Raw genomic sequence first — 14261 nt, 5'->3', positions numbered from 1 at the left:
TACGACGACGAGACGGGTAGCGGTCGGGCCGGTCAGTACACCGTCAGCCCGTGATCGTGGAACTGGCCACGGACCCGATGCAGCAGCGCCTCATCCGGCGGCGGCGTGTCCGCCAGCGGGAACGGCAGGCCGAGGGCGGCGTACTTCTGAGCGCCCAGTCGGTGAAAGGGCAGCACCTCGACGCGTTCGACGGTGGGCACGTCTGCCGCGACGGACGCGACGGCGTCGACGTTGAACGGGTCGTCGGTGAGGCCGGGCACGAGGACGAAACGGACCCAGATCGGCACGCCACGGTCGGCCAGGCGGTGCGCGAACCGCACGGTCGGCGTCAGCCTCCCGGTGCGGGTCACGGTCCGGTAGACGGCCGGGTCGCCGGACTTGATGTCGAGTAGTACCAGGTCGGTGGCGTCGAGCAGGGCGTCGTCGGCGCGGTCGCCGAGCAGACCGCTGGTGTCCAGGGCGGTGTGCAACCGCAGCTCCTTGCAGCGGCGCAGCACCTCGCGGGTGAAGGCGGGCTGTTGCAGGGGTTCGCCGCCGCTGAGGGTGACGCCGCCGTGGGCGACCTTCAGGAAGCGTTCGTAGCGGCGGATCTCGGTGAGCAGGTCGTCGACGGAGGTGGCCCGGCCGAAACGGCGGTACCGGGTGTCGGGGCTGTGGCAGTAGAGGCAGCGCAGCGGGCAGCCGGCCAGGAACGCGACGAACCGGGTGCCCGGCCCGTCCACTCCGGTGGAGACGTCGAAGGAGTGGAGCGAGCCGGTCACCGGCGCCGTGACGGCGGTCATCACAGCGATCCGTGGAAGGTCCGGGAGATGACGTCGCGCTGCTGGTCGGGGGTGAGCTTGACGAAGTTCACCGCGTACCCGGAAACCCGGACGGTCAACTGCGGGTACTTCTCCGGGTGGGCCATGGCGTCTTCGAGCGTCGCCCGGTTCAGCACGTTGACGTTCATGTGGAAGCCGCCGCTGTCGGTGTAGCCGTCGAGCACTCCGGCGAGGTTGGTGATCCGTTCGTCGCGGGCGTGGCCGAGGCCGTCCGGAGTGACGGTGATGGTCAGCGAGATCCCGTCGCGCGCGCAGCGGTACGGCAGCTTGGCGACCGACAGCGCGGCGGCGACCATGCCGTGCCTGTCGCGGCCGTTCATCGGGTTCGCGCCCGGCGCGAACGGCTCACCCGCGCGCCGTCCGTCAGGCGTGTTGCCGGTGTGCGTGCCGTAGACCACGTTCGAGGTGATGGTGAGGACCGAGAGTGACGGCTCGGCGCCCCGGTAGGTGGGCTGCCGCCGGATCTTGGCCATGAATCGTTCGACCAGATCGACGGCGATCGCGTCGACGCGGTCGTCGTTGTTGCCGAAGGCCGGGAAGTCGCCGTCCACGGCGTAGTCGACGGCCAGACCGTTCTCGTCGCGCAGGACCTTGACGTGGGCGTGCCTGATGGCGCTCAGGCTGTCCACGGCGACCGACAGGCCCGCGACGCCGGTGGCGAGGAAGCGGTGCGCCGGGTAGTCGTGCAGGGCCATCTCGATGCGCTCGTAGGCGTACTTGTCGTGCATGTAGTGGATGACGTTGAGCGCGTCGACGTAGGTCTCGGCCAGCCAGTCCAGAGTCCGGTCGTACGCGGCCAGGACCTCGTCGTAGTCGAGCACGTCGGCGGTGATCGGCTCGGCGAGGAAGACCTGCTCGCCGGTCATCTCGTCGCGGCCGCCGTTGATCGCGTACAGCAGGGCCTTGGCGAGGTTGGCGCGGGCGCCGAAGAACTGCATGTCCTTGCCCACCCGCATGGCGGACACACAGCAGGCGATGGCGGTGTCGTCGCTGTACGCGGGCCGGATCAGGTCGTCGTTCTCGTACTGGATGGCGCTCGTGTCGATCGAGACCTGGGCGCAGAACCGCTTGAACCCCTCGGGCAGCGCCGGCGACCACAGTACGGTCAGGTTCGGCTCCGGGGCCGGACCCAGGTTGTACAGGGTCTGCAGGTAGCGGAAGCTCGTGCGGGTGACCAGCGGTCGGCCGTCGCGGCCGATCCCCCCGAGCGCCTCGGTCACCCAGGTCGGATCGCCGGAGAACAACTGGTCGTACTCGGGCGTGCGCAGGAACCGGATGATCCGCAGCTTGATGACGAAGTCGTCGACCAGCTCCTGCGCCTCCCGCTCGTCGAGCCGGCCCTCGACGATGTCGCGCTGCAGGTAGACATCGACGAACGCGGCGGTCCGACCCAGCGACATCGCCGCGCCGTTCTGCTCCTTGGTGGCCGCCAGGTAGGCGAAGTACAGCCACTGGATCGCCTCGCGGCCCGTGCTCGCCGGGCCCGAGATGTCGCGACCGTACCGGCTGGCCATGAGGCGCAGCTCCTCCAGCGCCCGGATCTGCTCGGCCAGCTCCTCCCGGTCGCGGATCACGTCCTCCGACGACAGCCGGGCGTCGAGCGACGCCTTGACCGTGTGGCGCTCGGCGATCAGGCGGTCCACGCCGTACAGCGCGACGCGCCGGTAGTCGCCGATGATCCGGCCCCTGCCGTACGCGTCCGGCAGCCCGGTGATGATGTGCGAGCGGCGGGCGGCCTTCACGTCGGCCGGGTAGGCGTCGAAGACGCCGTCGTTGTGCGTTTTGCGGTACCGGCTGAAGATCGCTCGCACGGCCGGGTCGAGGGTGAAGCCGTACGCCTTGAGACCGGCCTCCACCATCCGCAGCCCGCCGTTCGGCATGATCGCGCGGCGCAGCGGCGCGCTGGTCTGCAGGCCCACGATGAGCTCGTCGTCCTGGTCGAGGTAACCCGGCTCGTGCGAGGTGATGGTGGACGGGGTGTCGGTGTCCACGTCGTAGACCCCGCGACGGCACTCCTCGACGAACATGTGCCGCAGTTGCCGCCAGATCCGCTCGGTGCGGTGCGTCGGCCCGGCCAGGAACTCCGGCCCGCCGGTGTACGGCTCGATGTTGTCGTGGATGAACGCGCCGACGTCGATCGTCTCGCGCCAGCCGGTGCCGTGGAACCCGCGCCAGGCTTCGTGGGATGTGGTGGCCATGGCCCCTCCTTCGTCTCCTCCAGCCTCGCCGAGTGACAACCCGTGGTTCAGGGCCAGAGGTCCCGGACGGGTCGGGACCGTCCGGGACCTCCAGGGGTGGGCGCGATCTCGTCGGCCCTGTGGGGGGGGTCTACGGCAGCACGGGCCGCTCCGGGCGGCGTACGGGCGGAAGCGGCGCCTCGGTCTCCTCAGCCGGTGGTCGAGGGTCCGTAGTACGCGGCGCGCATCAGTTCCTGCATGTCACCGAGCATCGGCATTCGGGGGTTGGCCGGTGCGCACTGGTCCTCGTACGCGTTGAGTGCCTGCTGCGGCAGCGCCGCGAGGAAGGCGGCCTCGTCCACGCCGGCGGCCGCGAACGAGGGTTCGATGCCAACCTCGTCCCGCAGCCTCTCGACCGCCGTCGCGAGAGCCTCGACCGCTTCGGCGTCGGTCGCTGCGGACAGTCCGAGGGTGCGGGCGATGTCGGCGAAGCGTTGCGGCGCCCGGTAGCTCTCGTACTTGGGCCAGCCGGTGAGTTTGCTCGGCACGGCCCCGTTGTACCGGATGACGTGCGGCAGCAGGATCGCGTTGGTGCGTCCGTGTGCGACGTGGAAGGTCGCGCCCAGGGTGTGCGACATGGCGTGCACGATGCCGAGGAAGGCGCTGCCGAACGCCATACCGGCGATCGTCCCGGCATTGTGCATCTTCTCGCGGGCCCCCGGGTCTGCGGCGCCATGACGTACGGCCCGGGCGAGGTTGCCGAAGACGAGCCGGATGGCGTGCAGGGCCAGGCCGTCGGTGAAGTCGCTGGCGTATACGGACACGTACGACTCGATCGCGTGGGTGAGCGCGTCGAAGCCGCTGTCCGCCGTGACCACCGCCGGCAGGTCGGCGGCCAGCACCGGGTCGACGATCGCCACACTCGGCGTGAGGGCGTAATCGGCGAGCGGGTACTTCTTGCCGGACGCGGTGTCGGTGATGACGGCGAACGGGGTGACCTCGGCCCCGGTACCGGAGGTGGTCGGGATGCAGACGAGCTGGGCCAGCGTGCCGAGGGTGGGGAACTTGAACGCGCGTTTGCGGATGTCGAAGAACTTCTCCCGCAGATCGGCGAAGACCACCTCGGGATGCTCGTAGCGCAGCCACATCACCTTGGCGGCGTCCATCGCCGAACCCCCGCCGAGCGCGATGATGGTGTCCGGCCGGAACGAACGCATCAATTCGGCGCCGCGGTCGACGGTGCGCACGCTGGGCTCCGGCTCGACGTCGTCGATGATCTGCAGGGCCACCTGCGCGCGGCGGCGGTGCAGCACGGACAGCACGCGGTCCACGTACCCCAGCCTGGTCATGGTGTGGTCGGTGACCACCGTGACCCGGTGCACGTCGGGCATGTCGGCGAGGTAACGGATCGCGTTCGGCTCGAAGTAGATCTTCGGTGGCACCTTGAACCACTGCAGATTGTTCGTACGCCGGGCGACCCGCTTGATGTTGATCAGGTCGACGGCGGTGACGTTGTGCGACACCGAGTTGTGCCCGTAGCTGCCGCAGCCCAGCGTCAGCGACGGTAGGAAGGCGTTGTACATGTCGCCGATGCCGCCCTGCGACGCTGGCGCGTGCCAGATGATCCGGACGGCCTTGACCCGGCGACCGTACGCCTCAGCCAGCTCGGCGTCCCGGGTGTGGATCACGGCGCTGTGGCCCAGACCGTCGAGCTCGACCATCTGCTCGGCGTAGGCGAAGGCCCGGTCGTGGCCGGTGGCCGACAGCAGGGCGAGCACCGGGCAGAGCTTCTCCCTGGTCAGCGGCTCGGCCGGGCCGACCCGGTCGACCGGGGCCAGGATGATCGAGGTGTCTGGGGCGACCGGGAAACCGGCGTGTTCGGCGATCCAGGTCGCCGGCTGCCCGACCACGTCCGGGTTGAGTTTTCCGGAGCCGAAGAGCAGCTTCTCCAGCAGCGACTTCTCCTCCGGCGTCGCGACGTGGGCGTGCAGTCGCCGGAACTCGGCGAGGGCAGCGGGCCGGATCGCGTCGTCGATGATGACGGCCTGCTCGGAGGCGCAGATCATGCCGTTGTCGAACGACTTGGACAGCACCACGTCGTTGACCGCGCGGGCCACGTCGGCCGAAGCCTCGAGGTACGCCGGGACGTTGCCGGCGCCGACGCCGAGCGCCGGTTTGCCGGTGGAGTAGGCGGCCCGGACCATGGCGTTGCCGCCGGTCGCCAGGACCACCGAGACACCGGGATGCTGCATCAGGTGGTTCGTCGCGGCCAGCGACGGCTTCTCGATCCACTGGACGCAGTGCGCCGGGGTGCCCGCGGCGACGGCGGCGTCACGGACCGTGCGGGCGGCCTCCTGGCTGCAACGTTGCGCCGCCGGGTGAAAGGCGAAGATCACCGGGTTGCGGGTCTTGAGGGCCAGCAGCGCCTTGAAGATGTTGGTCGAGGTCGGGTTGGTCACCGGCGTCACCGCGGCCACCACCCCGACCGGCTCGGCGATCTGGGTGATCCCCGTGATGTCGTCCTGGGCGATCACCCCGACGGTGCGGATGTCGGCCATGTGGTTGGTGACGTGCTCGCAGGCGAAAATGTTCTTCACCGCCTTGTCCTCGAACACGCCGCGGCCGGTCTCCTCGACCGCCAGCATCGCGAGAGCGGCGTGCCGGCCGAGCGCGGCCACCGACGCCTTCTTCACGATCTCGTCGACCTGTTTCTGGTCGTAGGAGTCGTAGTCGGCCAACGCCTTGAGACCGTTCTCAACCAAGGTCTCGATCATGCTTCCGCCCTCCGTCGATTCGTCCTCTCGAACGTAGGTCTCCGTCGATCGACAGCGGCACGGCCGATGGGCCCGCGTGGACGGGACCAGCGGCCCGCGCCCGCACCGGGCGGCCGTCCGTCCGACGCGGAGTTCGACGAGGCGGACGGCGGGGTGCCTACGGTGCGGTCACGGCGCCGGCTGTGGCGTCGCGGCCGGCCCGCGTTTGGCCCGCTGGATCTGCGCGTAGACGCGGGTCCGCAGTTCGGTGAACCGGGGCAGGGCCCGGGTGGTGAGCTGATCGCGTTCCCGCGGGAGGTCGATCACGAGGTCCTCCTGCACCCGGGTCGGTGAGTTCGACAGGACGAGCACGCGTTGGCCCAGGTACACCGACTCGTCGATGTCGTGCGTCACGAAGACGGTGGAGATCCCGCGGGTCAGGTGCAGCTCGCGTACGAGATCTTCCAGGTCCGCGCGGGTCTGGGCGTCCACCGCGGCGAACGGCTCGTCCATGATCAGCACTTCCGGCTGGTACGCGATGGCGCGGGCGATCGCCACCCGCTGCTGCATCCCGCCGGAGAGCTGCCACGGGTGGCTGCGCGCCGACTGCCCGAGCCCGACCGCGTCGAGGGCGTCGGCGACCGTCCGTTCGCGTTCGGCCCGGGAGAGCTTCTTGTGGCGGAGCGGGAGCTCCACGTTGCCCCTCACCGTCAGCCACGGGTAGAGGCTGCGGCCGTACTCCTGGAAGACCACGGCCATCGCCGGGCTCGGGCCCGTCACCGGCGATCCGTCCATCTCGACGAGGCCGCTGGTGGGTCGCAGCAGCCCGGCCAGGCACTTCAGGAGGGTGGTCTTTCCGCAGCCCGAGGGGCCGACGACGCACACCAGCTCACCGGGGCGCATGGTGAAGCTGAGATCCCCGATCGCCTCGACCTCGCCCCGGCCGGAGGCGTAGACCTTCCGCAGGTGCTCGACCCTCAGCAGGGGGGTCCCGTCAGCCACGGGTGACCTCCTTCATTCCGTGGTACCAGCGCAGGACGCGGCGTTCGACGGCGCCGAAGGCCACGGCGAGGAGGACGCCGATGAGACCGAGCAGGAGGATGCCGCTCCACATCTCGGCGATGAGGTAGTTCCGTTGGAAGTAGGCGATCCGGTAGCCGAGGCCGGCGGACGAGGCGAACATCTCCGAGATGACCATGAGGATCAGGGCCACCGAGAGCGCCTGCCGTACGCCGGTCATGATGCGCGGGCTCGCCGCCGGGAGGATCACCAGCCGCAGCCGGTCCCACCGGGAGATCCGGAACGAGCGCGCCGTGTCCAGCATCACGCTGTCGGTCGCTCGGACGCCTTCGATCGTGTTCAGCAGGATCGGCCAGATCGCGCCGGACACGATGACGACGACCTTCATGGTGTCGGTGATGCCGAGCAGGAGCATCGCGACCGGAATCAGCACGGGTGGCGGTATCGCGCGGAAGAACTCCAGGAGTGGTTCGAGGGTCTCGCGTAGCGGGCGGAGCCTGCCGACGACGACGCCCGCGGCGACGCCGAGGAGGATCGACGCGACGAGGCCGACCAGGAGCCGGTACACGCTGGGCAGGACGTCGTCGACGAACGCCGGGCCGATCCAGGTCTGCCGGAACGCGTCGAGGAGGGCGCGGGGGCCGACGAGGAACCGGTTCGTCGACCGGGTGGACCAGACCGCCCAGAGTCCGATGGTCAGGACGGGCAGCCCGACGGCGAACAGGATGTTCCCGGCGACCCGGACGCCCAGGTCGCGGGGACGGGCCCTTGCCTCCCCCGGGGCGGTCATCGGGCCGCCCCGTCGGCGAGCACCGACTGGTGCCAGGCCAGCGAGCGGCGTTCGACGAAGCGGAACACGACGTTCACCAGCAGGCCGAGGACCCCGGTGACCACGACGAGGCCGTACAGGCCGACGGCGTCCCCGGCGGAGCGGGAGAGCTCGATCATGCGGCCGAGGCCGGGGTTGCCGATCACCATCTCGGCGGTGACGGCCAGGATGAGCGCGACCGCCGCGCCGAGGCGCAGGCCGGTCATCAGGTACGGCAGGGCGGTCGGAAGGACGAGGTACCGCAGACGTTCGCGGCGGGTGAGGCCGAAGCTCCGGGCGGTGTCCCGGGCGACGGCGTCGACGTCGGCGACGCCGTAGATCACCTGCACGAACACCTGCCAGAACGCCGCGTAGACGATGATGACGAGCGCGGCGCGCATCTGCAGGCCGAACATCAGCACGGCGAGGGGGATCAGCGCGACCGACGGCACCGGCCGCAGGAACTCGACGGTCGTGTGCGTCGCGCGGCGCAGGAACGGCACCATCCCGACCATCGTTCCCAGCGTGACCGCCGCGAGCGTCGCCACCGTCAGGCCGATCGCCCACGATGTCATGGTGAGCCGGAGCCGCCGCCAGAACGCCAGGTCGCGGACCTCCTGGGCCAGCCACCCGAACACGTCCGTGGCGTACGGCAGGTAGTGCGGGTCGACCAGTCCCAGGGTCGGTGTCAGTTGCCAGACGACGAGGAACCCCAGCAGGCCCACGGCGCCCAGCAGGATCTTGCGCATCGGCCGGCTACTGCTGCTGGACGAGGCGGGCGAGGTCGGGTCGCCGGTCGAGTACGCGGTACTTCTGGGCGAGCGTCGCGAGTTGCTCCAGGCCGGTCCGGTCGAGCTCCCACCCGAACGCCGGGAGCCGCACGGAGTCCGCTACCGCGTCCGGCAGTTCGAGGTTGTCCTTGATGGCCTGACGCAGGTCGGCTTCGTTGGCCGGATCGTTGGCCCAGGCGAGCGTCTTCTTCATCGCCGACGAGAAGTCCGCGACCAGTGTGGCGTCGGATTCCCTCAGCTTGGTCGACGTGATCGTCGTCAGGGTGGTGAGTCCGGGAATGGTGGCCTGGTACGGGGCGACCACGAGGACGTCACCGCGTCCGCGCAGCTGGGTGATGAACGGCTCGGTCACCCAGGCGGCGTCGATGTTGCCGGCGGCGAGCTGGGCCGGCGCGTCCGGGAAGGCCACCTCGACGAACTTGACCTTGGTGGGGTCGCCGCCGTCCTTCTCGACCGCGGCCATGATCGTGACGTCGCCGGCGGCGCCCAGGCTGTTGACCGACACCGTGCGTCCGGCGAGCTGGGCCGGCCGGGTGATGCCCGACTTCGCCGTCGTCAGGACGGCGTTGATGTCGTCACCGTCGGCGTAGGACGACGCGTAGTTCCCGATGATCACCACTCCGAGGTTCTGCAGGTCGGCGCGGAACGGGCCGAACGGCTGGCCGATGGCGAAGTCGATGTCGCCGTTGATCAGCGCCGGGATGGCCTGGGCGCCGCCCTGTGCGGGCACGACCTCCACGTCGAGCCCCTGCTCCCGGAAGATGCCCGCCTTGATGCCACCCCACAGGGCGGCGGTCTCGCTGATCGGCAGCGCCGCCACGCGGACCTTGCGTAGTTCGCCGCTGTCTCCGGGGGACGGGCCGGTGGCGTCGGAGTCCGTGCAACCGGTCAGGGCGATCGCGACGCTGGCGAGAACAGCGAGGGCGGTGACCTTCTTCATGGACGGGCCCTTCCGTGCGAAGCGCTGGTGCATCCGGAGGAGTGGGGGCCGGCGAGGTGGGGTTGGGCATCCGACCGCGTCGATCAGCGTCATGCAGAGGTGATTGATTGTCAAGAATTCTGATATGACGATCGGCATTGCTGGTCGAGCGCCGCGCTTTGACGTGAATTCTGCTGGGAAACGTCTTGACGCGTGACGATTTTGTGACCAAACTGTGCGGTTGGTGGTGCGGCGGCGGAGGGAGCGACGGCGTGGCGATCGTGATCGTGGGGGCTGGTATCGGTGGCCTCACCACCGCCCTCAGCCTGCACCGGGCCGGCTTCCGGGACATCGCCGTCTACGAGCGCGCCGCCGCGCTGCGCCCGCTCGGCGTCGGGATCAATCTGCTCCCGCACGCTGTTCGAGAGCTGAACGAACTGGGTCTCGGTGAACGCGTGGAAAGGCTGGGCGCCGCGCCCGGCACGCTGGCCTACTACAACCGGAAGGGTCAGCAGATCTGGAGCGAGCCGCGCGGGCTGGACGCCGGATATCGCTGGCCGCAGCTTTCCGTGCACCGCGGCCGGTTCCAGATGGAGCTTCTCGCCGTGGCGCGGGAACGGCTGGGCGTCGACGTCGTACGCACCGGGCACCGGCTCGTCGGTGTCCGGGACGGCGTCGCGCGCTTCGCGACGGCGGCCGGGCAGGTGAGCGTCGCGGGCGACCTGATCGTCGGAGCGGACGGCATCCATTCCGCGCTGCGCCGCCACCACCGGCCCGACGAGGGGGCGCCGCTGTGGAACGGGCTGACGCTGTGGCGGGGGACGGCACGGGCGCCCGGATTCCTGGACGGGCGGACCATGATCATGGCGGGGGACGCGGAACAGAAGTTCGTCGCGTACCCGATCGGCGCGGGCCTGATCAACGTCGTCGCCGAGCGGCGCGGCCCCGGGTTCGCCGGGCCGAACGCGGACTGGAACCGGGCGGTCGACCCCGCGCCGGTCGTCTCGCTCTTCGCGGACTGGCGGTTCCCGTGGCTCGACGTGCCGCAACTGCTCGCCGCCGCCGACGAGATCCTCGAATACCCCATGGTGGACCGCGACCCGATCGACGCGTGGACCCAGGGGAACACGACGCTGCTCGGGGACGCGGCGCACCCGATGTACCCGAACGGTTCCAACGGGGCGTCGCAGGCGATCCTGGACGCGCGTACCCTCGCCTTCCACCTCGCCACCGCGCCGACGGTGCGGCAGGCGCTCGACGGCTACGAGGCGGACCGGCGGCCGGCGACCACCGCGCTCGTGCTGAGCAACCGGCGGCAGGGCCCGGAACAGGTGATGGTGCTCGCCCACGAGCGCGCGCCGGGCGGGTTCGCGCACATCCACGACGTCATCCCGCCGGAGGAGCTCACCGAGATCGCCACCGGGTACAAGAAGGCGGCCGGCTTTCTGCCCGCCGAGCTCAACGAACGGGCCTCCCTGACGCCGACGGTCTTCTCGGGCGTCCTGCCGTGACCGGCCCGGAGGCGACCGGCCCGGAAGCGACCGGGCTGGACGCGGCGCGACTGGCGTCGGTGATCTCACCGCTGCGCCGTACGCTGCTCGCCGCCGCCCGGGCCACCGAGCACCTGCCGGAGATCCCGGACGCGCAGATCGAGATCGTGCGGGCGCTGCCCCGGGGCACGGTGTCCGGTCCCGGCGAGCTCGCCGCACGACTCCGCCTGAGTCGCTCGACGGTCAGCAACCTGCTCACCACGATGGAGGGCAACGGTCTCGTCGAGCGCCGCCGCCGTCCCGGCAACCACCGGCACATCGAGGTCCTCGCCACCCCGAAGGCCCTCGACCTGTTCGACCGTTTCGACCTGGCGAGCGGAGACCTGGTCGCCCGCGCCGCGGCCACCCTGCCGGCGGCGGACCGCGCGGCGCTCGCCGCCGCGGTGCCCGCCCTGGAACGCCTCCGTGACGCCCTCGCGCAGGCCAAGGACGCGGGCGACGGCCCGGTCGGGCGGGAGCCCGCGCAGACCGAGGACACGCCATGAGTACGCGCGAACCGGGCATCCGCCACGTCGGGTTACGCCCCCGCGGCGTCGACTCGCCGGCCGGGCACCCGTGAGCGCCCCGGCGGTTCCCGGTCTGGAGGCCGCGTTCGAGGTGGAGGCCCGGCTCGGCACGCTGGAGGACCACGGGACGACCCGGACGGGCCACCGCCGAGTGGTGCCTGTCGTCGGCGGCCGGGTCACCGGCCTCTTCGAGGCTGACATCCTTCCTGGCGGCGCCGACTGGCAGGTGGTCCGACCCGACGGCGCGATCGAGATCGACACGCGCTATTCGGCGCGCACCACCGACGGCGGTCACGTCTACATCCGGACGTTCGGGGTCCGCAGCGGCCGCCCGGAGATCCTCGAAGCGTTGCTGCGCGGCGACCCGGTCGACCCCTGCGAGTACTACTTCCGGCTGTGCGTACGACTGGAGACGTCGGTGCCCACGCTGGCCGTCCTGGAGCAGTGCGTCTTCGTGGCGTCGGCGGTACGCGAGGCCGATCGGGTGCGCTACACCGCCTACCGTGTCACGTAGGGCGCGGGAAACCGCTCGGTCGGGCCGGCGTACACCGGGTCACCGGGCCGGGGAACTAAAACCGTCCCCGCCGCGACCAACCCGGAGTGACGACTGACGTTCCTGACGCCGGGATCGCCGGGGTACGCACCCGGGTGGTGCTGGTCATCCTGTTCGACGGGGTGCAGCCGATCGACGTGGCCGGGCCGGTGGACGTGTTCACGTCGGCCGCCCGCTTCGCGGGTGATCCGGGCGCCCCGCCGTACGTCGTCCGGACCGCCTCCCTCGGCGGTGGGGCGGTCCGGGCCGCCGGCGGTCTGCGCCTCGTCCCGGACGGCGACCTGGGCGGCGCCGAGGATCCGGATCTGCTGGTGGTGCCGGGCGGGCCGGGCGTGGGAGACGTCGACGACCGGCTCGTCGCCTGGCTCGCCAGGCGTGCTCCGGGAGTGCCGCGGGTGGTTTCGGTGTGCACCGGGGCGTACCTGCTGGCGAAGGCCGGTCTGCTGGACGGTCGCCGGGCCACCACCCACTGGGAGGCCTGCGGTCACCTGACGGAGATGTTCCCTCGGGTGAGGTTCGACCCGGACGCCATTTTCGTCCGGGACGGGACGATCTCCACGTCGGCGGGGGCGACAGCCGGGGTCGACCTGGCGATGGCGCTGGTCGAGGAGGACTTCGGCCGTGCGGTGGCGCTGGACATCGCCCGGCTGCTGGTGTGCTACCTGCGCCGACCGGGCAATCAGGCCCAGCTCAGCGTCCAGCTCTCGACCCAGATCGCCCGGACCGAACCGCTGCGCGAGGTGCAGTACTGGGCCGCCGCGAACCTGGCGGCCGACCTGTCGGTTCCGGCGATGGCGGAGCGTGCCGGGCTGTCTCCGCGGCAGTTCGCCCGGGCGTTCGGGGAGCAGGTCGGGATGCCACCGGGCCGGTACGTGGACCTGATCAGGCTGGAGGCCGCGCAGCGCATGCTGACCGACACCACGGATGGCGTGCTCGGCATCGCTCACCGTTGCGGATACGGGTCGGCGGAGGCGATGCGTCGGGCATTCATCCGCGAACTGGACATCTCGCCGACCGACTATCGCCGCGCGTGCGCGAAGGAGCTGGTGGTCCCCGGCAGGCCTCGGTCGATGGCAGGTTTGTTGGCCGGTACGTCATAGGCGTGGGGGCGGGCTGCTTCTAGGCTTTCCTGACAAATGGCGAAATAGATGTGTCCACACCAGTTCCAGGATTCCGCACCCGCTGCATGACAGAGATGTGAGCCCCGACGTGCCCCTCGTTCCGGATCGGATTCTCCGTACCACGCTGGCCATCGGCCTCGTCGTCGCGCTCGGCGCCTGCTCGGGGACGACGGCGCCGGACGCCCCGGTCCCACCGGCGGACGGGTCGACCGTCGCCGGTCCTCGGACGACGTATCCGCTGACGATCGACAACTGCGGCCGCCAGGTCACGTTCACCCAGGCGCCCCGCCGGGTCGTGCTGCTCAACGGCGCGTCCGTGGCCGAGGTCGAGTCGATGATCGCGCTCGGTGTCGAGGGATCCATCGTGGCCAACAGCCAGAGCTACGGCGTCTCCGACGACCCGGTGATGGTCGAGCGGATCAGGGCCATCCCGACCGGCGGGTTGAAGCTGAACAAGAACTTCGAGGTCCCCCGTGAGCAGGTGATCGCCCAGTCGCCGGATCTGGTGATCTCGACGTGGGCCGGCGGGTTCGACGACAAGATCGGCTCGATCACCCGTGACGAGCTCGGTACGGCCGGTATCAACAGCTTCGTGTCCCCGTCGAACTGCGCCAACGGCGCGACCTCGCCCCGACCCCAGGACACGGCCGCGTATGCGAAGCGGTCGGTCGAGTCCTCGTTCGAGCTGCTGAGCCAGCTCGGGGTGATCTTCGACGTCCAGGGCAGGGCGGCACAGGTCGTGCAGGAGTCCCGTACGGCGCTGGCCGCCATCCCGTCGCCGGTCGGGGCGCCCAAGCGGGTGCTGGCCGCCTATCCGAGCATGGGGTCGGCGATGGGTCTCAAGGTGCCTGCCGTGTTCGGCGGCGGCATCTTCGACGACATCATCACCCGGGCCGGCGGCGTCAACGCGTTCGGCGGCCTGACCGACCAACAGCTCACCGCCCTCAACGTCGAGGCACTCGCCGCGGCGGACGTGGACGTTCTGGTGATCGGCCTGTATCAGCCGGACGACGACGCCAAGGAGTTCGCGGAGCAGTTGTTCGCGCAGTACCCGCAGTGGCCGGCGTCGAGGACCAGGACCTACACCTCGGTCTCCGACAGCTTCTACCTCGGGCCGCTGAACGCGGTCGCGGTCAGGAAGATCAGCGATGCCGTCCGCGCAGCGAGCTGACCGCGCCCGGCGCAGCCGCCCGCAAGCGGCCCGCGCTCACCTCGTACCCGATGGCGCCGTCCCGCTGTTGA

12 protein-coding genes are annotated in these 14261 nt (G+C 70.5%); 5 read left to right on the top strand and 7 right to left on the bottom strand.

Annotation, left to right across the window (positions count from 1 at the left end; all coding sequences use genetic code 11):
* Positions 1 to 32: 32 nt before the first annotated feature.
* The 7 genes from pflA to O7606_RS07820 all read right to left on the bottom strand — a co-directional run bounded on the left by pflA (position 33) and on the right by O7606_RS07820 (position 9310).
* Positions 33 to 782 carry a pyruvate formate-lyase-activating protein gene (gene pflA / locus O7606_RS07850; protein ID WP_281598405.1) on the bottom strand — a complete coding sequence of 250 codons (750 nt, stop codon included), beginning with the start codon at positions 780 to 782 and terminating at the stop codon, positions 33 to 35.
* A complete protein-coding gene (gene pflB / locus O7606_RS07845; RefSeq protein ID WP_281598404.1) occupies positions 782 to 3019 on the bottom strand; it encodes a formate C-acetyltransferase in 2238 nt (745 codons plus the stop codon). Before pflB ends, pflA begins: the two co-directional genes overlap by 1 nt.
* Positions 3020 to 3207: 188 nt before the next feature.
* Positions 3208 to 5862 (bottom strand): bifunctional acetaldehyde-CoA/alcohol dehydrogenase, encoded by a 2655-nt coding sequence (gene adhE / locus O7606_RS07840; RefSeq protein ID WP_281599541.1) that lies wholly within the window; start codon positions 5860 to 5862, stop codon positions 3208 to 3210.
* 78 nt (positions 5863 to 5940) lie between these two features.
* Complete coding sequence (locus O7606_RS07835; protein ID WP_281598403.1) at positions 5941 to 6753, bottom strand: ABC transporter ATP-binding protein; 813 nt, start codon at positions 6751 to 6753, stop codon at positions 5941 to 5943.
* The gene (locus tag O7606_RS07830; RefSeq protein ID WP_281598402.1) at positions 6746 to 7561 is read right to left on the bottom strand and encodes an ABC transporter permease; all 816 of its coding nucleotides are present in this window, start codon (positions 7559 to 7561) and stop codon (positions 6746 to 6748) included. Before O7606_RS07830 ends, O7606_RS07835 begins: the two co-directional genes overlap by 8 nt.
* Positions 7558 to 8328 (bottom strand): ABC transporter permease, encoded by a 771-nt coding sequence (locus tag O7606_RS07825; RefSeq protein WP_281598401.1) that lies wholly within the window; start codon positions 8326 to 8328, stop codon positions 7558 to 7560. Before O7606_RS07825 ends, O7606_RS07830 begins: the two co-directional genes overlap by 4 nt.
* A 7-nt stretch (positions 8329 to 8335) precedes the next feature.
* The gene (locus tag O7606_RS07820; RefSeq protein ID WP_281598400.1) at positions 8336 to 9310 is read right to left on the bottom strand and encodes an ABC transporter substrate-binding protein; all 975 of its coding nucleotides are present in this window, start codon (positions 9308 to 9310) and stop codon (positions 8336 to 8338) included.
* A 251-nt stretch (positions 9311 to 9561) separates the two neighbouring features.
* Between O7606_RS07820 and O7606_RS07815 the strand changes: the two genes are divergently transcribed.
* The 5 genes from O7606_RS07815 (at position 9562) to O7606_RS07795 (ending at position 14190) form a co-directional block, all read left to right on the top strand.
* Entirely contained in the window at positions 9562 to 10800 is a 1239-nt protein-coding gene (locus tag O7606_RS07815) for a flavin-dependent oxidoreductase (protein WP_281598399.1), read from the top strand.
* The gene (locus O7606_RS07810) at positions 10797 to 11324 is read left to right on the top strand and encodes a MarR family transcriptional regulator (RefSeq protein WP_281598398.1); all 528 of its coding nucleotides are present in this window, start codon (positions 10797 to 10799) and stop codon (positions 11322 to 11324) included. The genes O7606_RS07815 and O7606_RS07810 overlap by 4 nt, the downstream gene beginning before the upstream one ends.
* A gap of 70 nt (positions 11325 to 11394) precedes the next feature.
* A complete protein-coding gene (locus O7606_RS07805; protein WP_281598397.1) occupies positions 11395 to 11859 on the top strand; it encodes a DUF3237 domain-containing protein in 465 nt (154 codons plus the stop codon).
* 86 nt (positions 11860 to 11945) lie between these two features.
* On the top strand, positions 11946 to 12998 hold the full coding sequence (locus O7606_RS07800; protein WP_281598396.1) for a GlxA family transcriptional regulator: 1053 nt from the start codon (positions 11946 to 11948) through the stop codon (positions 12996 to 12998).
* A 109-nt stretch (positions 12999 to 13107) separates the two neighbouring features.
* Positions 13108 to 14190 carry an ABC transporter substrate-binding protein gene (locus O7606_RS07795; protein WP_281598395.1) on the top strand — a complete coding sequence of 361 codons (1083 nt, stop codon included), beginning with the start codon at positions 13108 to 13110 and terminating at the stop codon, positions 14188 to 14190.
* Positions 14191 to 14261 lie beyond the last annotated feature (71 nt).

This window comes from Micromonospora sp. WMMD882, assembly GCF_027497255.1.
Lineage (GTDB): Bacteria > Actinomycetota > Actinomycetes > Mycobacteriales > Micromonosporaceae > Micromonospora.
The sequence above is the reverse complement of the archived record's forward strand: the minus strand, read 5'-3'. Positions and strand labels throughout refer to the sequence as shown.

What these genes read in the sequence shown, in the direction of transcription:
- O7606_RS07830 (WP_281598402.1), bottom strand. Translation starts at nt 7,561, where the DNA reads ATGACCGCCCCGGGGGAGGCAAGGGCCCGTCCCCGCGACCTGGGCGTC.
- O7606_RS07825 (WP_281598401.1), bottom strand. Translation starts at nt 8,328, where the DNA reads ATGCGCAAGATCCTGCTGGGCGCCGTGGGCCTGCTGGGGTTCCTCGTC.
- pflA (WP_281598405.1), bottom strand. Translation starts at nt 782, where the DNA reads ATGACCGCCGTCACGGCGCCGGTGACCGGCTCGCTCCACTCCTTCGAC.
- pflB (WP_281598404.1), bottom strand. Translation starts at nt 3,019, where the DNA reads ATGGCCACCACATCCCACGAAGCCTGGCGCGGGTTCCACGGCACCGGC.
- O7606_RS07820 (WP_281598400.1), bottom strand. Translation starts at nt 9,310, where the DNA reads ATGAAGAAGGTCACCGCCCTCGCTGTTCTCGCCAGCGTCGCGATCGCC.